Origin of the sequence: Corynebacterium sp. HMSC073H12, assembly GCF_001837775.1 — a bacterium.
Lineage (GTDB): Bacteria > Actinomycetota > Actinomycetes > Mycobacteriales > Mycobacteriaceae > Corynebacterium > Corynebacterium amycolatum.
Window position 1 is genome coordinate 96,506 of the sequence record NZ_KV834024.1, and the last position, 21,472, is coordinate 117,977.

General features: G+C 60.1%; 17 protein-coding genes. 16 read left to right on the plus strand and 1 reads right to left on the minus strand.

From position 1 onward, the window contains the following. The first annotated feature begins 11 nt into the window (after positions 1-11). Complete coding sequence (gene uvrA / locus HMPREF2708_RS02025) at positions 12-2,864, plus strand: excinuclease ABC subunit UvrA (protein ID WP_070831675.1); 2,853 nt, start codon at positions 12-14, stop codon at positions 2,862-2,864. Position 2,865: 1 nt separating this feature from the next. On the opposite strand, the gene HMPREF2708_RS02030 is transcribed toward uvrA, so the two are convergent. Beyond that, positions 2,866-5,322 (minus strand): DUF2339 domain-containing protein, encoded by a 2,457-nt coding sequence (locus tag HMPREF2708_RS02030; RefSeq protein WP_070831677.1) that lies wholly within the window; start codon positions 5,320-5,322, stop codon positions 2,866-2,868. A gap of 415 nt (positions 5,323-5,737) precedes the next feature. On the opposite strand from HMPREF2708_RS02030, the gene infC reads away from it, so the two are divergent. The 15 genes from infC to argH all read left to right on the plus strand — a co-directional run bounded on the left by infC (position 5,738) and on the right by argH (position 21,340). After that, the gene (infC, locus tag HMPREF2708_RS02035) at positions 5,738-6,289 is read left to right on the plus strand and encodes a translation initiation factor IF-3 (protein WP_005511730.1); all 552 of its coding nucleotides are present in this window, start codon (positions 5,738-5,740) and stop codon (positions 6,287-6,289) included. Positions 6,290-6,365: 76 nt separating this feature from the next. Continuing rightward, on the plus strand, positions 6,366-6,560 hold the full coding sequence (gene rpmI, locus HMPREF2708_RS02040; protein ID WP_005511726.1) for a 50S ribosomal protein L35: 195 nt from the start codon (positions 6,366-6,368) through the stop codon (positions 6,558-6,560). Positions 6,561-6,637: 77 nt separating this feature from the next. Beyond that, entirely contained in the window at positions 6,638-7,021 is a 384-nt protein-coding gene (rplT, locus tag HMPREF2708_RS02045; protein ID WP_016422904.1) for a 50S ribosomal protein L20, read from the plus strand. A gap of 177 nt (positions 7,022-7,198) precedes the next feature. Next, positions 7,199-8,029, plus strand: a complete 831-nt coding sequence (locus HMPREF2708_RS02050) for a TrmH family RNA methyltransferase (RefSeq protein WP_070831679.1) — start codon at positions 7,199-7,201, stop codon at positions 8,027-8,029. 98 nt (positions 8,030-8,127) lie between these two features. After that, positions 8,128-9,177 (plus strand): phenylalanine--tRNA ligase subunit alpha, encoded by a 1,050-nt coding sequence (gene pheS / locus HMPREF2708_RS02055; RefSeq protein WP_070831682.1) that lies wholly within the window; start codon positions 8,128-8,130, stop codon positions 9,175-9,177. Positions 9,178-9,209: 32 nt separating this feature from the next. Further along, a complete protein-coding gene (gene pheT / locus HMPREF2708_RS02060; protein ID WP_070831685.1) occupies positions 9,210-11,702 on the plus strand; it encodes a phenylalanine--tRNA ligase subunit beta in 2,493 nt (830 codons plus the stop codon). Between the two features lie 27 nt (positions 11,703-11,729). Then, entirely contained in the window at positions 11,730-12,566 is an 837-nt protein-coding gene (locus tag HMPREF2708_RS02065) for a trypsin-like serine protease (protein ID WP_070831689.1), read from the plus strand. A 179-nt stretch (positions 12,567-12,745) separates the two neighbouring features. Next, positions 12,746-13,786: an N-acetyl-gamma-glutamyl-phosphate reductase gene (argC, locus tag HMPREF2708_RS02070; RefSeq protein ID WP_210400299.1), complete on the plus strand. Its 1,041-nt coding sequence runs from the start codon at positions 12,746-12,748 to the stop codon at positions 13,784-13,786. After that, positions 13,783-14,991, plus strand: a complete 1,209-nt coding sequence (gene argJ / locus HMPREF2708_RS02075) for a bifunctional glutamate N-acetyltransferase/amino-acid acetyltransferase ArgJ (protein WP_070831696.1) — start codon at positions 13,783-13,785, stop codon at positions 14,989-14,991. Before argC ends, argJ begins: the two co-directional genes overlap by 4 nt. Before the next feature lie 22 nt (positions 14,992-15,013). Beyond that, positions 15,014-15,907, plus strand: coding sequence for an acetylglutamate kinase (gene argB / locus HMPREF2708_RS02080; RefSeq protein WP_070831699.1), 894 nt, complete (start codon positions 15,014-15,016; stop codon positions 15,905-15,907). Between the two features lie 58 nt (positions 15,908-15,965). After that, positions 15,966-17,171, plus strand: coding sequence for an acetylornithine transaminase (locus tag HMPREF2708_RS02085; protein WP_070831702.1), 1,206 nt, complete (start codon positions 15,966-15,968; stop codon positions 17,169-17,171). A gap of 6 nt (positions 17,172-17,177) precedes the next feature. Then, positions 17,178-18,119 carry an ornithine carbamoyltransferase gene (argF, locus tag HMPREF2708_RS02090; RefSeq protein WP_070831705.1) on the plus strand — a complete coding sequence of 314 codons (942 nt, stop codon included), beginning with the start codon at positions 17,178-17,180 and terminating at the stop codon, positions 18,117-18,119. Between the two features lie 4 nt (positions 18,120-18,123). Beyond that, positions 18,124-18,606: an arginine repressor gene (locus HMPREF2708_RS02095; protein ID WP_005511719.1), complete on the plus strand. Its 483-nt coding sequence runs from the start codon at positions 18,124-18,126 to the stop codon at positions 18,604-18,606. A gap of 49 nt (positions 18,607-18,655) precedes the next feature. Beyond that, entirely contained in the window at positions 18,656-19,855 is a 1,200-nt protein-coding gene (locus HMPREF2708_RS02100; protein ID WP_005511734.1) for an argininosuccinate synthase, read from the plus strand. A gap of 45 nt (positions 19,856-19,900) precedes the next feature. Then, positions 19,901-21,340 (plus strand): argininosuccinate lyase, encoded by a 1,440-nt coding sequence (gene argH, locus HMPREF2708_RS02105; RefSeq protein ID WP_070831708.1) that lies wholly within the window; start codon positions 19,901-19,903, stop codon positions 21,338-21,340. The last annotated feature ends 132 nt before the right edge of the window (positions 21,341-21,472 follow it).

Sequence of the window (21,472 nt, forward strand, 5' to 3'; positions counted from 1 at the left end):
GGTTTCCCACTGTGGCTGAACGTCTAGTGGTCAGAGGCGCCCGCGAGCATAACCTGCAGGGTGTTGACATCGATTTGCCCAGAGACAAGATGGTGGTTTTCACCGGTCTGTCGGGGTCGGGTAAATCGTCACTGGCATTTGACACAATCTTCGCCGAGGGCCAGCGCCGTTACGTGGAGTCGCTGAGCTCCTATGCGCGCATGTTCCTGGGGCAGATGGAAAAACCCGATGTAGAGATGATTGAGGGGCTTTCGCCGGCGGTGTCGATCGACCAGAAGTCGACGAACCGCAACCCGCGCTCGACCGTCGGAACCATCACAGAAGTGTATGACTACCTGCGTCTGCTCTACGCGCGCACCGGTACTCCGCACTGTCCGACCTGTGGGGAAGTAATCTCCTCACAGACTCCACAGCAGATTGTCGATCAGGTCATGGAGATGCCGGAGGGCACCAAATTCCAGGTCCTCGCACCCGTCGTGCGTACGCGCAAGGGCGAATTCGTCGACCTGTTTGAACGCCTCGCATCCGAGGGCTACGCGCGTGTCATCGTCGACGGCGAAATGCATCGTCTGACGGATCCGCCGAAGCTGAAGAAGCAGGTCAAGCATGACATTGACGTGGTTATTGACCGTCTCCAGGTGAAGGAGTCGCAGCAGCGCAGGCTCACCGATTCTGTCGAAACGGCGCTTCTGCTTGCCGACGGCGTCGTGGTCATCGACGCTGTCGGGCTAGAGGCGGACGACCCGCGTCGTACCCAGCGTTTCTCGGAGAAAATGGCCTGCCCGAATGGGCACCGCATTGCTATAGATGAGCTGGAACCACGGTCGTTTTCCTTTAACTCGCCGTATGGTGCCTGCCCGGAGTGCGACGGCATCGGCACCAAGCTGGAGGTGGACACGGACCTGGTCATTCCAGATCCGTCGCTGCCGACGATTGAGGCGATTGCGCCGTGGCGGCAGACGCTGAACAAGAAGTACTTTGAAAAGCTGGTCGAGGGGCTCGCCGCCGAGATGAGCTTCGACCCGACCACGCCTTTCGAGGATCTCACAGCGCCGCAGCGTAAGGCCCTGCTGCATGGTTCCAGCCACAAGGTCACGGTGCGTTACCGCAATAGGTACGGCCGTACTCGCCAGTACACCGCGCCGTTTGAAGGCGTGATGCCGTACCTGCACCGCAAGCTGTCGCAGGCAGAGAGTGACTCTCAGAAGGATCGCTTCCAGGGGTACATGCGTGAAGTGCCGTGCCCGGCATGTAGCGGTACTCGTCTGCGTCCGGAAATTCTTTCGGTGACGCTGGATTCAGCGGAGTTCGGGCAGAAGAATATTGCTGAGCTCACAGAGCTGTCGGTCCACGATGGCTCGGCATTCCTGAATTCGCTGACTTTGGGCAAGCGCGAGGAAATGATTGCCGGTCGCGTTCTGCGTGAGGTGCAGGCTCGTCTGAAGTTCCTGCTGGATGTGGGGCTGGACTATCTGTCCCTGTCGCGTTCGGCGGGCACGCTGTCCGGTGGCGAAGCGCAGCGAATTCGTCTGGCCACTCAGATTGGTTCGGGGCTCGCCGGCGTGCTCTATGTCTTGGATGAGCCGTCGATTGGTCTTCACCAGCGCGATAACAATCGTCTAATCAAAACTCTGAAAAATCTGCGCGACCTGGGCAATACCCTGATTGTGGTCGAGCATGATGAGGACACGATTCGCGAGGCCGATTGGCTGGTCGACATTGGGCCAAAGGCCGGTGAATACGGTGGGCAGATTGTCTACCAGGGTGACCCGTCGGGCATTGTTGACTGCGAGGAATCACTGACAGGTGCGTATCTCTCGGGTCGTCGGGTATTGGCAGTGCCGGAGAACCGGCGTGCGATTGATAAGTCGCGCATGGTGACGGTCAAGGGGGCTCGCGAAAACAACCTGAAGAAGATCGACGTGGAGTTCCCTCTCGGTGTGCTGACCTGTGTCACGGGTGTTTCCGGATCAGGCAAGTCGACCTTGGTCAACGAAATTCTGGCCAAGGTGATGAGCAACGAGCTCAACGGTGCTCGTCAGGTGCCGGGTCGACACAGCCGCGTGGAGGGGCTGGATCACCTGGACAAGCTGGTGCAGGTTGACCAGTCGCCGATTGGTCGCACTCCACGTTCCAACCCAGCGACGTACACCGGTGTGTTCGACAAGATCCGCAACCTCTTCGCAGAGACACAAGAAGCAAAGGTTCGCGGTTATAAGCCGGGGCGTTTCAGCTTCAACGTCAAGGGCGGTCGCTGTGAGGCGTGTAAGGGCGACGGCACCATCAAGATTGAGATGAACTTTCTGCCGGACGTCTATGTGCCTTGCGAGGTTTGCCATGGCGCGCGCTACAACCGCGAAACGCTGGAGGTTCGCTACAAGGGCAAGACCATCGCTGAGGTGCTGGACATGCCCATCTCCGAGGCAGCGGAGTTCTTTGAGCCGATTCAGTCGATTGCGCGTTATCTCAATACGCTTGTCGACGTCGGCCTGGGCTATGTCCGTCTCGGGCAGGCGGCAACCACGCTCTCGGGTGGTGAGGCTCAGCGCGTGAAGCTGGCCAGTGAACTGCAGAAGCGCTCTAAGGGCCGCACCGTTTACATCCTGGATGAGCCGACCACGGGTCTGCATTTTGAGGACATCCGCAAGCTCATGCTGGTGTTGCAGGGTCTGGTGGACAAGGGCAACACCGTCATTGTCATTGAGCACAACTTGGATGTCATCAAGTCTGCGGATTGGATCATCGACATGGGGCCGGAGGGCGGCTCCGGCGGTGGCACCGTGGTTGTAGAGGGCACCCCGGAGGATGTCGCGAACTGTTCCGGCTCCCACACCGGGCAGTACCTGAAGCCGCTGCTTAAGTAGCTTAGGTAGTCGGCTCGTTTCCGTCGGAAATTCCTGGACTGTCGGTGCGGGTGATGCCTTCCATTCTGTCAGCAGCGGGGTCGGCATCGGCGGCATCTGCGGCAGCGGCAGCGCCGGCAGTGTCAGAATCGCTGGCGGTGCCGTCACGGTCCGGTGTCGTCGGCTCCTCGGCATTTTTCTGTTTCGCCCCGGAGACCGCCATGGCCAGTAGAATCAGACCACAGCCGAGGAACGCCAGGGCGCGGATAACGCCATCGAGTGTTGCCATGTCGTAGAAGATCAGCTTGACGATAGACAGCGCCGCAATGGTCAAACCCGCTGCAAGTCGCGCCGGAATGTGGTGGAACCTCTTCGATAGCACCAGCATGCCGGCAATCGTGGCCCAGAAAATACTCAGCAACATGTGTGCAGCGTTGAAGCTCACGCCAATAGTTGTGAGCAGCACGATAAATGGCATACCCAGCGCAGCCAGGCCAATCAGTGCAAAAGCTGGCGGCAGCTGCGACCTCGCCGCTGTCACGGCCAGGCCGACGTCGGCGCACAGCAGGAACAACAGCGAAAGCATTTCTGCCCACGTTGCCGAGTAGTCAGCCGCAGCACCGGCATTCAGCGCTGCGGGCAGGATGTAGAGGTGTACTACCGTTGCGCCGAGCAACCAGGTCAGTGCCGCAATCTTTGTATAGGGTGCAACGGCATCCCGCGTTGGCTCAGGAGCTTGTAGTCGTGCGCCAATCGCGCCGTGCTTCGGTGCTGTGGCCAGCGCCCAGACAAAGAGCGCGGCACCGATGGAGATTGGGATGAGACCCCAGGTGTGTGTACCAGTACCGGCTCCTGCGTCCCCTTCTGGGCCCGCCACCGCGAGTGCAAGCCAGGGCAGAATTGCCGTGGCCAAGGCCATTGGGGCGAGATAGCGGAAGATGGCACGGTTCCAAAGGAATACCGCAGCAATTGCGATGAACAGCACGAATCCGCCGTAGAACAGCAACCAGAGGCTGGAGGTGGACTGTGTGGCGTTGACCGTTGGGACTGCAGCTACAACCGGAGTCGAGAAGGCAACTACTGACGTGATGGTGACCAGATCGTCTTCCCAAGTGCTGGTCTCCGAAGGCTCGTCGTCAAGCTCGGGAGTGAGTTGGCGAGCCAACGCCAGCGGGCCGAACTGGGCAAACACGAAAAGGGCAATGGTGAGTGCGGCGATTGCAGGCATCACCAGTGCATTGTTGGTCGTGATTACGCCGATGAGAACGTTTGCGCCGAGCAGGAATGCGACTACGTACTTCCGGAAGGGGATGTTCAAGAAGCAGACGATAGCGGCGATGACCATCAGTTGAAGGGTGATTTGCGCGAGCGAAGAGCTCAGCGGGCGGGCGTGGAAGTTGAGGCCGATCGTCGCCCACAGCATTAATCCGGTGTTGATTGTGATGGCCCACGCGGCGGTTGCGCTCGACTTTGTCCATCGCGCGCCGTATAGGCCGACGGCGGCGAAAGGCAGCATGATGACCAGCGTCGCCGCCACCGGAATCCAGTCGAGGAGGTAGGACATCGACATCGTTGTCAGGTGCGCAGCGGCTAGCGACGTCGCAATCAATGCCGTTACGCCAGCAGGCGGTGCTTGACGACGGTGCGCTCGCACAGCCGCGACCGCGAGCACGGCGGCCAACAAGTAAGCCAGGACCACACGCCCGGCCGGTCCAATCAGGCCGGATTGGATTGCAACCGCGACGAAGAACGCGATACCGGCAGCGGTGATGAGACCACCAAAGATCGCAATGATCTTGATGATTGCCTTCTCGTTGCGCCACCAGGGCTCGCGAGGTTCACGCGGTGCCTCCGGCAGCTTCGGCGGCGGGGCGGAGCCGGTTGGGGAAGACTGCGGCGAGGGAGAAGACTGCGGCGACTTCGAATCCCGCCGCCACTGGTGGGCAGAGGGGAAGCCGAACACCGGCTGCGTAGTTGCGTCGCTCTGTGGGAGGGGAGCCGGTTGATTCCGCCAGTCCGCTTGTGTTGACGGTGGTGGCACCTGCATCTGTTGAGGCTGCTGGGGATACTGCGGTGCGGTCGGTGCCTGTTCAGCCTGCGGTTCCCAGCGAGGAGGAGGTGCTTGCTCTAGCGGTGGACTAGACGCCGGCGGTTGTGGATTGTGTTGAGGCACCCCTGGAGGCGCCGGTTTAGGTACCGCTTGAGGTACCGGCGCAAATTCCGTTCCCGTAGTTTGAGGCGCGCTCGGTACAGTCGGCGTCGGCTCGCTTGCCTGCGAAAGGCGCACCTGCCAGGTACGGGTGAGCCGAGCCAGCCGAAGCGAGCTGGCCTCCAAATCTGCCAGAGCATGGGAAAGCTCTGAGACAGAGTCGCCGGTCAGGACAAAATCGCCGGTCGGAGGCTTGCCGTATCGGGCGGAATGCTGATTAGGATTGGTGTTCTCGGCTTTAGGGCCAAAGCCGTTGGAGCCAGTATTCATGGTGACGACTTTAATCGTGTTTGGCCTAAAAACTATGGAGAGAATCTACCAATCTGGTTACAATTCTGATTGCGCTTTTTAACACTCGGCAGTGCGCCGGGGGAGCTGATGGTGAATAACCTGGTGTAAGAGTCGGTTTTGGTATGCGAGAACGCTTGTGTTAACATCTCGTCTACGACCGCCAGAATGTGACGCTTCTTGCTGCCTTCGGGGAGCATTTAGTTGCATTCGGCAGCGAAGAGGATTTAAGTCCCACCCTAGGTGCGCCAAAGAATTACGGTAGCGCCGGGGTCCACCCTAATCGGTGATGTCACATCGCACGATTGGAAGGCGTCCTTATACAGTGTGTAGTAATCCGCTGTAGACGCGTGGCTTTTCTTCCTTTCCCGCTTGCTATCGCGGTTTGAAACGAAGATTGTTCAGGTTCAACCTAGGAGGCCACATCAGCGCTGAAGCTCGTATTAACGAGGATATTCGAGTACCGGAAGTCCGCCTTGTAGGACCGAATGGTGAGCAGGTGGGCGTTGTCCGCACCGGTGACGCACTCAAGCTCGCTTACGAAGCAGACCTTGACCTGGTTGAGGTTGCTCCGCGAGCAAAGCCGCCGGTCGCCAAGATTATGGACTACGGCAAGTTCAAGTACGAACAAGCCCAGAAGGCACGCGAGGCTCGAAAGAACCAGCAGCAGACTGTGGTCAAGGAGCAGAAGTTCCGTCCGAAGATTGATGACCACGACTACGAAACCAAGAAGAACAACGTTGTTCGTTTCTTGGAGAAGGGTTCGAAGGTCAAGGTCACGATTATGTTCCGTGGCCGTGAACAGTCTCGTCCAGAACTGGGATTCCGCCTGTTGGAGCGTCTGGCCGCCGATGTCGAAGAGTACGGCACCGTCGAGTCTCGCCCGAAGCAGGACGGTCGCAACATGACTATGGTCCTGGGGCCGGTTCGGAATAAGGGTAAGAAGTAACCGACCTGACCAGAAATGGTTGTAAACGAGATTTTTGCGCCACGAGCGTCAAAGATCGGTAGGGGAGAGTTTTAACATGAAGCAGAAGACCCACAAGGGCACCGCAAAGCGCATCAAGGTTACCGGTTCCGGCAAGCTGCGCCGCGAGCAGGCTAACCGCCGCCACCTCCTGGAGGGCAAGCCGTCCACTCGTACCCGTCGCCTGAAGGGCACTACGGACGTTGCTAAGTCGGACGTCAAGCGCGTCAAGCGTCTGCTGGGCAAGGCTTAATTTTTCAAGTCTCGTCCCAGGGCAATCGCCCTCTTAATTTCACTAGTTCTTAAAGACAACGAAAAGGAAGTATCACCGTGGCACGTGTGAAGCGGTCTGTTAACGCTAAGAAGAAGCGTCGCGAAGTTCTCGATTCCGCAAAGGGCTACCGTGGTCAGCGCTCTCGCCTGTACCGCAAGGCCAAGGAGCAGATGCTCCACTCCAAGACTTACGAGTTCCGCGATCGCCGCCACCGTAAGGGTCAGTTCCGTCGTCTGTGGATTCAGCGCATCAACGCTGCTGCTCGCGCTAACGACATCACCTACAACCGCTTCGTCCAGGGCCTGAACCTGGCTGGCGTTGAGGTTGACCGTAAGAACCTGGCTGAGATGGCTGTCAACGACCCGCAGGCATTCGCTGCTCTGGTCAAGGTCGCTAAGGACGCTCTGCCGGAGGACGTCAACGCTCCTGCTGCTAAGTAAAGCAGCTACGAGGTAACTCGTACGTAGCGTCGGCAAGCGCCTGCGACTGGCAGTGCGGTCTTGCCAACATCTTTGAAAAACCACCGTCGATTGGGTTAACGAATAGCCTCGACGGTGGTTTTTCGTATCCGCACTGGCAGTTATGAATCCCGAGCCGCATCACTAGGATTAATCACTATGAACTCTGCGCTGTACTTCAACGACGAGCCGTTTACTCCTCGCACTCCGCGCGTCTCGGCGGCTATTCAGCTCCACCGTGCGGCCAAGCGGAAGAAGGCCGGGCGCTTCCTCGTCGAGGGCTTCAATTCCGTCGATGCGGCTATCCGCGCAGAGGCTGTCGTGGAAATCTTCGTCACGGCAGCCGCCGCCGAGCAGTTCTGTGAGCTACTCACGGGGTATCTCGAATCTGGGACGCAGCGCAAGTCTGTTTCGCTTATCGACGACTCCGCCGCCCGCTCATTAACCGAAACCGTCACCACTACCGGGCTTTTCGCCGTCTGCGACACAGGTGCGGTGTCCACTTCGCTGGAGGAGGCCATTGAGGTTGGAAAGCAGTCCGGTTGTCTGGTGATTCCGGTGGAGTGCAATGACCCGGGCAATGTTGGCACGATTGTGCGCATGACTGATGCCCTCGGTGCTGGTGCGGTGATCCTTGCTGGCGATTCGGTTGACCCTTTGAACTCGAAGGCCGTGCGTTCCTCTGCAGGGTCTGTTTTCCATACACCCGTCGCACGCGAGCGCGATATCGATGTCGTTGTGGAGAGAGTCAGGGAAGCGGGCTTTACCACCCTCGCTACGGCGATGGATGGCGCTCTCACGCTCGGTGTTGATGCGCTTCCCGACGGTCCCGTCGCCTGGCTTTTCGGTAACGAGGCACATGGCCTGTCGGAGGAGATTACGGCCTCGGCGGGGGCGAGTGTGGCCATCCCGATTAAGGGCGAGGCGGAGTCGTTGAACCTCGCCACCGCAGCGGCTATGTGCCTGTGGGAGACAGTTCGGGGTGACTAGGAAACCTCGATGGTGAGGTGCGTGCACGTGTGCAGTTATCCTCGACTATGATTGTTCCATCACAAGAACTGATAGTCCTATATAGAAGTGGTTGACACGTGAGCGATTCGCCAAATCCTATCGATCTTTCCGAGGACGCCCTCCAGACGGCTGCGCAGAAGGCCACGGATGCCTTTGACACTGCCGGCAACCTGGATGAGCTTTCTGCCGCCCGTCGTGAGCACTTGGGGGATGAAGGTTACATTCCGCAGGCTCGCCGCGCGTTGGGCTCCATTCCGAAGGCTGAGCGCAAGGATGCTGGTCGTCGCGTGAATGTTGTTCGCGGAGCCGTCGAGAAGCACTATGCAGAGCGTCTTGCAGTGCTGGAGGAAGAGGAAAACGCGCGCCGTCTGGTCGCTGAGCGTATCGACGTGTCGGTGGACACCACGCGAGGCCAGCGTGGTGGTATGCACCCAATTACCATCCTGTCCGAGCAGATTGGTGACATCTTCGTGGGCATGGGCTGGGAAGTTGCCGAGGGGCCGGAGGTCGAAGCCGAGTACTTCAACTTTGACGCGCTGAACTTCCTGCCGGATCACCCGGCTCGTACCCTGCAGGATACTTTCCACATTGCGCCGGAAGGATCCAAGCAGGTGCTGCGTACGCACACCTCTCCGGTTCAGGTTCGTACTCTGCAGTCGCGTGACCTGCCAATTTACGTTATCTGCCCGGGGCGTACCTTCCGTACCGATGAGCTCGATGCCACCCACACCCCCGTCTTCCACCAGGTCGAGGGGCTTGCTGTGGACAAGGGTCTGACCATGGGCCACCTGCGCGGAACGTTGGATCACATGGCTAAGGCCCTGTTCGGTCCGGAGACCAAAACCCGCATGCGCACTAACTACTTCCCGTTCACGGAGCCGTCCGCTGAGGTTGACGTCTGGTTCCCGAATAAGAAAGGTGGCGCTGGCTGGATCGAGTGGGGCGGCTGCGGCATGGTGAACCCGAACGTGCTGCGGGCCTCCGGTATTGACCCGGAGGTGTACTCGGGCTTCGCGTTCGGCATGGGCCTGGAGCGCACCCTGCAGTTCCGCAACGGTCTGACCGACATGCGCGACATGGTCGAAGGCGATGTTCGCTTCACGCAGCCGTTCGGTATCCGCGGCTAATTCACTGACCTACAGATAGGAGTTTTACTTACATGTTCATTCCACAGTCGTGGGTCACTGAAATCGTTCGCGGCCCAGAGAACACCATCAACCCGGACTGGTCCGTCACCCCGGACGAGCTGGATGAGGGCTTTGTCCGCGTTGGTTTTGAAACCGAGGGACACGAGCCGCTGGAGAAGATCGAAGGTCCGCTGGTTTTTGGTCGTGTCGACCACATTGAGGAGCTCGAGGGCTTCAAGAAGCCAATTCGCTTCTGTCAGGTCAACGTCGGCGATGCCAATGGCACCGGCGAACTGCAGGAGATTATCTGTGGTGCCCGCAACTTCGAAGAGGGCTCGATTGTCGTCGTCGCACTGCCGGGCTGCGTGCTGCCGGGCGGTTTCGAGATTTCCGCACGGAAGACCTACGGCAAGGTTTCCAACGGCATGCTCTGCTCCGAGGCTGAGCTGGGCATGACCGATTCCTCCGCCGGTATTCTCACGCTCCCGTCGGCCCCGGCTGAGCTGGGGTCGTGCGCCAAGGAGTTCATCGGTCTCGATGACGAGAAGTTCGAGGTCAACATCACTCCGGACCGCGGTTATGCGCTGTCGGCCCGCGGTCTTGGCCGCGAGATCTGCTCCGCATTCAACCTCGACTTCGCCGATCCAGCCAAGGTCAAGGAGCTACCGGTCGAAGGTGAGATTCTGGATGTCACCATCGACGAGGACACCGACACCCGCCGCTTTGGTCTGCGCCGTGTCACCGGCATCAATCCGAACGCCGAGACCCCATGGTGGATGCGCCGCCGCCTGCTGCTGGCTGGTCAGCGTCCGGTCAACGTGGCCACGGACGTCACCAACTACGTGATGCTGCTGCTCGGTCAGCCGATGCACGCCTTCGATGGCTCCAAGATTGCTGGTGGCCTGCACATCCGCAACGCTAAGGCCGGCGAGACTCTGACGACTCTCGACCACGTGGACCGCAAGCTCGACCCGGCGGACGTCGTCATCTGCGACGACAACGGTATTCAGTCGCTGGCCGGCATCATGGGCGGACTTACCTCCGAGATTGCCGACGACACTACCGATGTGGTCTTCGAGGCCGCCAACTGGTCGCCGCTGCACGTCTTCCGCAGTGGTCGCCGCCACAAGCTGAGCTCCGAGGCGTCACGACGTTTCGAGCGCGGCGTGGACACCGCTCTTGTCGAGCCGGCTCTGGACTTGGCCTGCCAGCTGCTCGCTGACATCGCCGGCGGCACTATCGACACTGGTCGCACCCTGCTCGGCGAGGTTGCCACCATGCCGACTATTGACTTTGCCGTCAACCGCGCCAGCGAAGTTGCGGGCGTTGATTACCCGCGTGAAACCGTCATTGGTCGCCTGCGCGAGGTCGGTTGCGAGGTCGTTGACAACGGTGACCGCCTGGCTGTCACTCCGCCAACCTGGCGCTCGGACCTGACCATGTCCGCTGACCTGGTTGAGGAAATCCTGCGACTGGAGGGTCTGGAAGACATTCCGGTTATCCTTCCAATCGCTCCGGCCGGCCGCGGTCTGACCGAGCGCCAGCTGCGCCGTCGCTTCGTCGGTCACGCGCTGGCTCACAATGGCTACCTGGAGATTCTGCCGACACCGTTCATTGCCAACGATGTATTCGACGTCTGGGGCCTGGACGCTGATGACCCGCGTCGTAACACCGTCAAGGTCATCAACCCGTTGGAGTCCGACCACGCTCAGCTGGGCACGACTCTGCTGCCGTCCATGCTGGAGTCGCTGAAGCGCAATGTTGCTCGCGGCCAGGTCGACCTGTCGCTCTACGGTGTGGAGCAGGTATCCATCGAACGCGGTAACGGTGTCTCGCCGATGCCGTCGACTGCCGACTTGCCGAGCGAGACCGAGCGCGCTGAGCTTTTGGACTCGCTGCCGGAGCAGCCACTGCACGTCGCCACTGTCGCTTGTGGGCGTATCCGCCTGGATAGCCCGTGGGGTGATGAGGCCGCGTACACCGTCGCCGATGCCATCGAAGCCGCGCGCATTGTTGCCCGCGCCGCCAACGTCGAGCTGGAGATTCGTAACTCTGAGGTGCTGCCGTGGCACCCGGGCCGCTGCGCTGAGCTGCTTGTCGACGGTCACGTCGTCGGCCACGCCGGTGAGCTGCACCCGAAGGTGTGCAAGGATGCTGGTCTGCCGGAGCGCACCTGCGCTATGGAGATCAATCTCGATGCACTGCCAGTGACGGAGCACCTGCCGGCGCCGGTACTCAGCCCGTTCCCGGCTGTCCACCAGGACGTCGCGCTTGTTGTCAGCGATGAGGTCTCTGCCGCAGAGGTGGAGAAGACTCTGGTGGAAGGTGCCGGTGAGCTCCTCGAATCCATCCGTGTCTTCGATGTTTACCGTTCCGAGCAGATGGGCGAAGGCGTTCGCTCACTGGCGTACTCCCTGCGTTTCCGCGCACCGGACCGTACGCTGAAGGAAGAGGAAGCTTCCGCAGCTCGAGAGGCGGCCATTGAGCTGGCCACTACCCGTCACGGCGCTCAGCTGCGCGGCTAAAAGGGGAGGCCCCAGGGAGAGATACCCATGATTGGCATCGTGCGGCACCGCGACAACAGGCTGAATAGCGCAGAGGCACGAGAGCAGCGCGTCGGAGTGCGCGCTGTGAGCAGTGCGAAGCCTGCGGCGACTGTGGCCGCAGCTGCTGTTACAGCAGGTCTATTGCTCACCGGCGCGCCGAGTGCGGCTGCGCTGGTTGGCGGGGAGGCTGCTGCGCCTAGTGTGGCGGCGGACTCCGTGGTGTCGGTCATGGTCCGGACCAGTCCCCATACCGGAAACTTTTGCACGGGAACTGCAATCGCCCCACAGTGGGTAATGACCGCAGCTCACTGCGTGCGTGATGTCCCGCAGCAGGTTGGGGAAGTCGAGGTCGGTTTCGGCCCGGATGCCCGGCGTGTACCGATTGATCGCTGGGAAATTTCGCCCACCGGTGACATAGCGCTTGTTCACCTTGCGGACGACGCAGCTCTTCCGGAGTATCCCGCAATGGAACGTCGTCAAGCGTTTTCGGAGCAAGAAACGGCGGGCACGGTCTATGGGCGATCGCTGCTCGGCGATGTTGCGGATGGTGCGCTGCCGATGGCGACCGTGTTTGCTTCGATGTGCCCGGTGAAGTATCAACAGTGCGTGCGGGAAGACTCCGTGTTGGCGCACATGGAGCGGCCCGCGGCGTTGCAGGTGGGCGATTCGGGCGGACCGCTCTTTATCGACGGCCAGCTGGCCGCGGTGTTCTCGGGTGCGGTGGCTTTTGATGGCAGTGTGACACCGGAGGAGTCGGGTTACTATCTCTACACTACGACGTCATCGGTGGCGCAGTGGGCAGATGGTGTGATGCGCCAGGAGTCAAGCGTCGTAGTTGAGTAGTCCGGCGTTGCGTAGTCCGGCGTTGAGTAGTCCGGCGTGCTGGTTGAACGAAGTGTCTGTACCGACGACGGCGTTATATTCATAATTCACTCACGTCACATTGGTAGAATTCCAGCACTTTGACAACGAATTCTATGAATATCTTGCAACGCAGTGAATAAAAGTGTTGAATGTTTGACATGAGTATTTCCGTTGCCATTGCCGGTGCGACCGGTTACGCAGGAGGAGAGATCCTCCGCCTCCTGTTGTCGCACCCGGCGTATCTTTCCGGCGAACTAACCATCGGCGCACTGACGGGAGCATCCAATGCGGGTGCTCGTGTGGGCGACATTATGCCTCATGTGGCACCTTTGGCTGACCGTCGTATTGAGCCGACTAATGGTGACACACTCGCTGGACATGACGTGGTGTTCCTCGGTCTGCCCCACGGTCATTCGGCTGCGATTGCAGAGCAGTTGGGGGATGACACGGTGATTATTGACTGCGGCGCGGATTTCCGCCTGCAGAATGCCGCTGAGTGGGAGCACTACTACGGCTCGGAGCACGCCGGTACCTGGACTTACGGTATTCCAGAGCTGCCGGGCAACAGGGAAGTAGTGGCTGCTTCGAAGCGCATTGCTGTGCCGGGTTGTTTCCCCACTGGGGGTACAATTACGGCGCTGCCGGCAGTTGCAAAGAAACTGGTTAAGCCGGACCTGTCCGTTGTTTCCATCACCGGTACCTCCGGTGCGGGCAAGAAGGCGGCTGTGCCCCTGCTCGGGTCCGAGGTTATGGGCAATCTCCGCGCCTACAACACTGCGGGCAAGCACCGCCACACCGCAGAGTTCCTGCAGAACCTCAAGCCGTACGCAGAGGATCTCACCGTCAGCTTCACGCCCGTGCTCGCCCCGACGTCGCGCGGCATTCTCACCACTATTACCGCTCCGCTTGTTGACGGGGTTACGGAGGCAGCCGCACGGGAAGCCTACCTCGAGTTCTACAAGGATGAGCCGTTTGTGCAGGTGTTGGCCGAAGGGCTGCAGCCGCAGACACAGTCGGTCATTGGCTCTAACTTGGTTCAGATTCAGGTCGAGGTAGATGAACGCGCCAAGCGCCTGGTGCTGACCTCGGCGATTGACAATCTGACAAAGGGCACCGGTGGTGCCGCAGTTCAGTGCATGAATTTGGTTACTGGACAGAATGAAACTGCAGGACTTCCACTGGTAGGAGTTGCCCCATGATGAAGGAAGAAAAAGAAGGTCTCGTCAACGTCGCTGGTGACGAAGGCGGCGTATGTGCACCTCAGGGGTTCGTGGCCAGCGGTGTCATCGCAGGCATCAAGGTCAGCGGAAACCCGGACATGGCGCTCATCGTAAACCAGGGGCCGGAGAAGACCGCGGCGGCTGTCTTTACCACCAACCGTGTCCAGGCTGCGCCGGTGACGGTATCCAAGAAGCACATCGCTGACGGCAAGCTGTCGGCAGTGGTGCTGAACTCCGGCAATGCCAACGCCTGCAATGGTCAGCCGGGTATTGCCGACGCCCTCGAAGTCTGCCAAAAGGTCGCAGATGGGCTCGGCGTCGACGTTACCGAGATTGGTGCCTGTTCCACCGGCTTGATTGGTGACCGGTTGCCGATGGACATTGTGCTGGCAGGTGTGCCGAAGCTGATTGAGAAACTCGGCGGCGATGCCGCCGCAGGCACGGCTGCAGCAGAGGCCATCTTGACCACTGACTTGGTGGCAAAGCAGGCCGTTGCGCATGGTGACGGATTCACTGTCGGTGCTATGGGCAAGGGTGTTGGCATGATTAGCCCGTCGATGGCCACGATGCTCGGTGTGATTACGACGGATGCGTCGGTAAGCGCAGAAATGGCGCACGAGGCTATTGCCAAGGCGAGCGAGGTTACGTTTAACCGCCTAGATATTGACGGCTCCACGTCCACCAATGACACCGTCATCATTCTGGCCAACGGTGCTTCTGGCGTGAAGCCCTCGCAGGAGGAGCTCGACCAGGCAGTGCTCAGCGTGTGTGATTCCATCGCACGCCAGATGCAGTCGGACGCCGAAGGCGTGACCAAACGTGTGTCCGTGACCGTGCGTGGCACCGGTGGCGCTGAAGATGCCCTGGTAGCTGCTCGCATTATCGGCCGCGACAACCTCTTCAAGTGTGCGATGTTCGGTTCGGACCCGAACTGGGGTCGTGTGTTGGCGGCTGTCGGCACCGCGCCGGTGGATATGGATCCGGAGCACATCACGGTTTCCTTCAACGGTCACGTGGTCTGTCGCGATACCGGTGGCACGCCTGATGCTCGCGAAGTGGATCTGTCCGGCAAGGACATCGCCGTTGAGGTTGACCTCGGTACTGGTAATCCGGAAGAGGCCACGATTCGTACGACGGACCTTTCCCACGACTACGTTCACATCAACTCGGCATATTCGTCGTAGAAGGTTTTGAGGAGACTCTGCAATGGTTCACCAGTTGACCGAAGGGCTGTCCTTCGAACAGCGGGCACATGTGCTGGCGGAAGCCCTGCCGTGGCTGCAGCACCACCGTGACAAGATTGTGGTGGTCAAGTACGGCGGTAACGCGATGACCGACCTGAAACTGAAGAAGGCCTTCGCGCAGGACATGGTTTTCCTGCGTACCGTGGGTGTGAAGCCGGTGGTTGTCCATGGCGGTGGCCCCCAGATTTCGTCGATGCTCAAGCGCCTGGGGCTGGAGGGAGAGTTCCGAGGCGGTTTCCGTGTCACGACTCCGGAGGTCATGGAAATTGTCCGCATGGTTCTCTTCGGGCAGGTCGGCCGCGAACTGGTGAACCTCATCAACGCCTACGGACCGTATGCGGTAGGTACCTCTGGTGAGGACGGCGGTTTGTTCACCGGTGCTCGACGCACGGTAAACGTCGGCGGCAAGGAGACCGATATCGGGCTGGTTGGCAATATCACCGAGGTGCACTCGGAAACGCTATTGGACCTGATCGATGCCGGCCGTATTCCGGTGGTCTCCACGATTGCGCCGTCCGCTGACGGCAAAGAGGTCTACAACATCAACGCCGACACGGCAGCAGGTGCACTGGCATCGGCAATTAACGCGAACCGTCTGGTGATTCTGACTAATGTCGAGGGTCTCTACACGGATTGGCCGAACCGCGATTCGCTGGTGTCCAAGATTTCCACTTCGCACCTGCGAGAAATCCTTCCGACGCTGGACTCGGGCATGATTCCGAAGATGGAGTCCTGCCTGAACGCAGTGGATCGGGGAGTGCCTGCGGCTCACGTTATCGATGGCCGCCAGCCACACTCGGTGCTGCTGGAGCTGATGACTTCCGGCGGTATCGGCACAATGGTAGAGCCAGGATAAGGCAGAAAAGACGGACAAGAATTTACCTACACACACGTTAGGCAGGTCGAAAGACGACATGAGCGACTTCAAGCAGCAGTGGCAACACACGATGATGAACAATTACGGCACGCCGCGCATTGAGCTTGTGCAGGGTAAGGGCGCTATTGTCACGGATTCCGAGGGCAAGGAATACCTGGACCTGCTCGCCGGTATTGCAGTCAACGCGTTGGGTCACGCGCATCCGGCGATCGTGGAAGCCGTGTCCAAGCAGATTTCCACGATGGGGCACGTGTCCAACATCTTCGCCTCTGAGCCGCCACTGGCACTGGGCGAGAAGCTCATTGAGCTCACTGGTTGGGACACTGATTCCACCCGGGTTATGTTCTGCAACTCCGGTACCGAGGCCAATGAGGCTGCATTCAAGCTGGCGCGTTTGACGGGTCGAAACCGCATTATCGCTACCCACCACGGTTTCCACGGCCGCACCATGGGCGCACTTGCCATGACCGGTCAGCCGGACAAGCGCACGCCGTTTGAGCCGATGCCCGGTGGAGTCGAGTTCGTGCCCTACGGTGACATCGACTTCCTCACCAAGACCATTGAGTCTGATCCACTGGGGGTCGCCGCGGTAATCCTGGAACCAATTCAGGGTGAGACCGGCGTGGTCGCACCGCCAGAGGGATACCTCGCCGACGTCCGCGAACTGACCAAGCGCTTCGACGTCCTCATGATCGTCGACGAAGTGCAGACCGGCATTGGCCGTACCGGACAGTGGTTTGCCCACCAGCACGACGGCATCGTCCCGGATGTCATGACCCTGGCCAAGGGCCTCGGCGGCGGCCTGCCGCTGGGTGCTGTCATCGCCAACGGTCGCGCAGCGGAACTGTTCACTCCCGGTGCGCACGGCACCACTTTTGGTGGCAACCCGGTCTGTGCCGCTGCCGGCCTGGCCGTCATCGAGACGCTGGAAGAAGAAAAGCTGCTCGATCGAGTCACCGAGAAGGGCAAGGTCCTGGCTCGCAAGCTTGCGTCGTTAAACCATGTTGATCACGTGCGCGGCCGCGGCTTCATGCTAGGGCTGGTGCTGTGCGAGAACCTGGCGAAGGAAGCAGTTAACGCCGGTTATGAGCGCGGTGTCATTCTGAACGCGCCGCAGGCGAATGTGCTGCGAATTGTGCCGCCGCTGAACCTCAGTGATGAGGAAATCAACCGCGCCGTCGAGTTGATTGATGCCTGCCTGAACGACGCCGCCGAGGCTGTCGCCAACAATGGAAGGAATTAGGAACTGATGCTCCGTCATTTTCTCGCCGATGATGACCTGACTCCACAGGAGCAGGCTGAGGTGCTGCAGTTGGCTGCAGAGCTGAAGGCAGCGCCGTACTCCCGCCGGCCGTTTGAGGGGCCGCAGTCGGTTGCGGTGCTGTTCGACAAGACATCGACTCGTACCCGTTTCTCCTTCGACGCCGGTATTGCGGCTCTGGGTGGCAACGCAATTGTTGTCGAAACCGGGAACTCGCAGATGGGCAAGGGTGAGACCTACCAGGACACCGCTGCCGTGCTCAGCCGCTTTGTCTCAGCAATCGTCTGGCGTACCTACGCACAGTCAGGGCTGGAGGCCATGTCTGAGACAGCGACGGTGCCGATTGTCAACGCGCTTTCCGACGAGTTCCACCCGTGCCAGATTCTCGCTGACCTGCAGACCATCATCGAGCACAAGTGCCCGGAAGAAGGCCAGGCGGGACTGCGTGGCAAGAAGGCTGTCTACTTCGGCGATGGTGCCAACAACATGGCCAACTCCTACCTAGTAGGCTTCGCCACCGCAGGGCTGGACGTCACCATCTGTGCACCGGAGAACTTCCAGCCGGAGCAGGTCTACGTCGACCGCGCCAAGAAGGTCGCGGAGCAGACCGGTGCGGCCGTGGCCGTGACCGCAGACGTCGATGAGGCCATTGCCGGTGCCGACGTTGTCATCACCGATACCTGGGTCAGCATGGGGCAGGAGAACGACGGCCTGGATCGTCGCACTCCGTTTCTGCCGTACCAGGTCAACGCTGAGCTGATGGCGAAGGCAAAAGAGGATGCCATCTTCCTGCACTGCCTGCCGGCATACCGCGGCAACGAAGTTACTGCCGAGGTCATCGATGGCCCGCAGTCGGTAGTCTTCGACGAGGCGGAAAACCGCATGCACGCTCAGAAGGCGTTGCTGACCTGGCTGGTGGAGAGGCAGTAAGGTCATGACCGCAGCACAACCAGGTTCTCGCACAGCTCGGCAGACGCGCATCGCTGACCTGTTGGCGCAGCATCACGTGTCCAGTCAGGTTCAGCTCGTCGAGCTGCTTGCCGACGAAGGCATTGAGATTGCGCAGGCGACGTTGTCCAGAGACCTCGATGAGCTGGGCGCCCGAAAGATTCGCGATGGAGCCAACGGTTCGCGTTATTCCATCGTCGAAGATGCACTCGCTGTCTCCAGCGGGGCAGTGGCCAGGATGCGGCGCGTTTTAGACGAGCTGCTGGTCTCCATTGATCATTCGGGCACCATCGCGGTTGTGCGTACACCACCGGGAGCCGCACAGTATCTAGCCAGTGTGATTGACCGTGCGGGACTCAAAGAAATCGTTGGCACAATTGCGGGAGATGACACCGTAATGTGCCTGGCTAGAGAACCACTTTCCGGCGCAGACCTAGCCCAGCGTCTAGCCGCCGGAACGAACCAGTAAACTATTCCACGAAATGCTTTAAAGCACCGATTAAAGGAGCGCTTACCCTATGACCAACCGGGTTATTCTTGCTTACTCTGGTGGCCTCGATACCACCGTTGCTATTCCGTACCTCAAGGAAATGACCGACGGCGAGGTCGTCGCAGTTTCTATCGATGTCGGACAGGGCGGCGAGGACATGGAGTCCGTGCGTCAGCGCGCTCTGGACGCCGGCGCTGTCGAAGCTGTCGTTGTCGACGCTAAGGATGAATTCGCCGAGGAGTACTGCCTGCCGACCATTAAGGCAAATGGTCTCTACATGAAGCAGTACCCGCTGGTTTCTGCACTGTCGCGCCCGCTGATTGTTAAGCACATGGCGAAGGCTGCAGAGGAGTTCGGTGGCACTCACGTCGCACACGGCTGCACCGGTAAGGGCAATGACCAGGTCCGTTTCGAGGTTGGTTTCGCCAACACCGCCCCGGATCTGAAGATTATTGCTCCGGCTCGTGACTTCGCTTGGACCCGCGACAAGGCAATTGCCTTCGCTGAGGAAAAGGGTCTGCCAATTGAGCAGTCCAAGTCGTCCCCGTTCTCCATTGACCAGAACCTCTTCGGTCGCGCCATTGAGACCGGCTACTTGGAGGACCTGTGGAACGCACCGACCAAGGATGTCTACGCGTACACCGAGGACCCGACCCTGAACTTCAGCTCCCCGGACGAGGTCATCATCTCCTTCGAGGACGGTAAGCCGACTGCCATCGACGGCAAGAAGGTTTCCGTGCTCGAGGCCATCGAAGAGATGAACCGCCGCGCTGGTGCTCAGGGCATTGGCCGTCTGGACATGGTTGAAGACCGCCTGGTCGGCATTAAGTCCCGCGAGATCTACGAGGCTCCAGGCGCAATTGCCATCATGGCTGCACACGCAGCACTCGAGGATGTCACCGTTGAGCGTGAGCTGGCCCGTTACAAGCGCCAGGTCGAGGGCGAGTGGGCAAACCTGGTCTACGACGGCCTGTGGTTCTCGCCACTGAAGCGAGCGCTGGATGCCTTCATTGAGGAGTCCCAGAAGGGCGTTTCCGGTGACATCCGCATGGTCATGCACGCAGGTCACTGCAACGTCAACGGTCGCCGCTCGAACACTTCGCTGTACGACTTCAACCTGGCTACCTACGACGAGGGCGACTCCTTCGACCAGACCCTGGCTCGCGGTTTTGTCGAGCTGCACGGCCTGTCCTCGAAGATGGCCGCAAAGCGCGACTTCAACCTGTAAAGATTCTCCAGAGCGACTAGAGCGAAAGGCCTATTGGAAAAGACGATGGTCGAAAAGCACGGTACCAACGAAGGCTCCCTGTGGGGCGGCCGCTTTGCCGGTGGCCCGTCCGAGGCGATGGCCGCATTGAGCAAGTCCACCCATTTTGACTGGGTGCTCGCGCCTTACGACGTTCTTGCGTCCAAGGCCCACGCCCGAGTGCTGCATGCTCGCGGACTGCTCAGCGATGCCGACTTTGAGACCATGATCGAAGGCCTTGATCAGCTCGGTCGCGACGTTGCCTCCGGCGAGTTTGGTCCAGAGCCGACGGATGAGGACGTCCACGGGGCTATGGAGCGCGGTCTGATTGATCGCGTCGGCCCGGAGGTCGGTGGTCGCCTGCGCGCTGGTCGTTCCCGCAATGACCAGGTGGCAACCCTGTTCCGCATGTGGTTGCGCGATGCTGTGCGCGGCGTTGCACTGGATGTCACTGACTTGGTTGACGCGCTGGTGGCTCAGTCCAAGGCACACCCGGATGCCATCATGCCGGGCAAGACTCACTCTCAGGCAGCGCAGCCAGTGCTGCTGGCGCACCAGTTGCTGGCACATGCGCATCCGCTGCTGCGCGATCTGGACCGCATCCGCGATCTCGACCGTCGTTTGGCTGTATCCCCGTACGGCTCTGGCGCGCTGGCAGGATCCTCGCTGCACTTGGATCCGGAGGCCATCGCCGAGGAGCTCGGCTTCGACTCTGCCACGGACAACTCCATTGACGGCACCTCTTCGCGTGATTTCGCCTCTGAGGCGGCTTTCGTCTTCGCCCAGATTGCCGTGGACATGTCTCGTCTGGCTGAGGAAATCATCTACTGGGCCACCCCTGAGTACGGCTACGTCACTCTGGCTGATGCCTGGTCGACTGGTTCGTCCATCATGCCGCAGAAGAAGAACCCGGACGTGGCAGAGCTGACTCGCGGTAAGACCGGTCGTCTGATTGGTAATCTCGCAGGGCTCATGGCCACGCTGAAGGCTCAGCCGCTGGCTTACAACCGTGACCTCCAGGAGGACAAGGAGCCTCTGGTGGACTCGGTTGAACAGCTAACCCTACTGCTGCCGGCGCTGACTGGTCTGGTGGCAACGCTGACCTTCCACGAGGATCGTCTGCGCGAGCTCGCTCCGGCAGGCTACACCCTGGCCACTGACCTGGCTGAATGGCTGGTCCGCGAAGGTGTACCGTTCCGCGATGCTCACGAGGCGTCCGGCCAGTGTGTCCGCATCGCAGAGTCCAAGGGCGGTATCGGTCTGGACGAGCTTTCCGACGAGGACCTCGCCGGTGTCCACCCGGCACTGACTCCGAAGGTCCGCGAAGTGCTTACTATCGACGGCGCTGTCGCTTCCCGCGACACCCGTGGTGGTACCGCGGGAGTGCGTGTTGCAGAGCAGCTCGCTCGTGTCGACGAGAAGAACACTGAGCTAAAGCAGTGGGCTGAAAAGCCGGTTCGCGGCTAAAGCTGGTAAAGCGGCTAGCTCAGCTAGCGCGGCCAATTAATCGGTGTGCGGTCAATCGATCGCACGCCGATTTTTTTACGTGAAACTGTGCGAGTTTATGACACTTTCAGGCCATTTTTCGGGCCATTTTTG

What these genes read in the sequence shown, in the direction of transcription:
- HMPREF2708_RS02030 (WP_070831677.1), bottom strand. Translation starts at nt 5,322, where the DNA reads ATGAATACTGGCTCCAACGGCTTTGGCCCTAAAGCCGAGAACACCAAT.
- HMPREF2708_RS02065 (WP_070831689.1), top strand. Translation starts at nt 11,730, where the DNA reads ATGATTGGCATCGTGCGGCACCGCGACAACAGGCTGAATAGCGCAGAG.
- argB (WP_070831699.1), top strand. Translation starts at nt 15,014, where the DNA reads ATGGTTCACCAGTTGACCGAAGGGCTGTCCTTCGAACAGCGGGCACAT.
- HMPREF2708_RS02095 (WP_005511719.1), top strand. Translation starts at nt 18,124, where the DNA reads ATGACCGCAGCACAACCAGGTTCTCGCACAGCTCGGCAGACGCGCATC.
- argH (WP_070831708.1), top strand. Translation starts at nt 19,901, where the DNA reads ATGGTCGAAAAGCACGGTACCAACGAAGGCTCCCTGTGGGGCGGCCGC.
- HMPREF2708_RS02050 (WP_070831679.1), top strand. Translation starts at nt 7,199, where the DNA reads ATGAACTCTGCGCTGTACTTCAACGACGAGCCGTTTACTCCTCGCACT.
- argJ (WP_070831696.1), top strand. Translation starts at nt 13,783, where the DNA reads ATGATGAAGGAAGAAAAAGAAGGTCTCGTCAACGTCGCTGGTGACGAA.
- rpmI (WP_005511726.1), top strand. Translation starts at nt 6,366, where the DNA reads ATGAAGCAGAAGACCCACAAGGGCACCGCAAAGCGCATCAAGGTTACC.
- argF (WP_070831705.1), top strand. Translation starts at nt 17,178, where the DNA reads ATGCTCCGTCATTTTCTCGCCGATGATGACCTGACTCCACAGGAGCAG.
- pheT (WP_070831685.1), top strand. Translation starts at nt 9,210, where the DNA reads ATGTTCATTCCACAGTCGTGGGTCACTGAAATCGTTCGCGGCCCAGAG.
- HMPREF2708_RS02100 (WP_005511734.1), top strand. Translation starts at nt 18,656, where the DNA reads ATGACCAACCGGGTTATTCTTGCTTACTCTGGTGGCCTCGATACCACC.
- argC (WP_210400299.1), top strand. Translation starts at nt 12,746, where the DNA reads ATGAGTATTTCCGTTGCCATTGCCGGTGCGACCGGTTACGCAGGAGGA.
- HMPREF2708_RS02085 (WP_070831702.1), top strand. Translation starts at nt 15,966, where the DNA reads ATGAGCGACTTCAAGCAGCAGTGGCAACACACGATGATGAACAATTAC.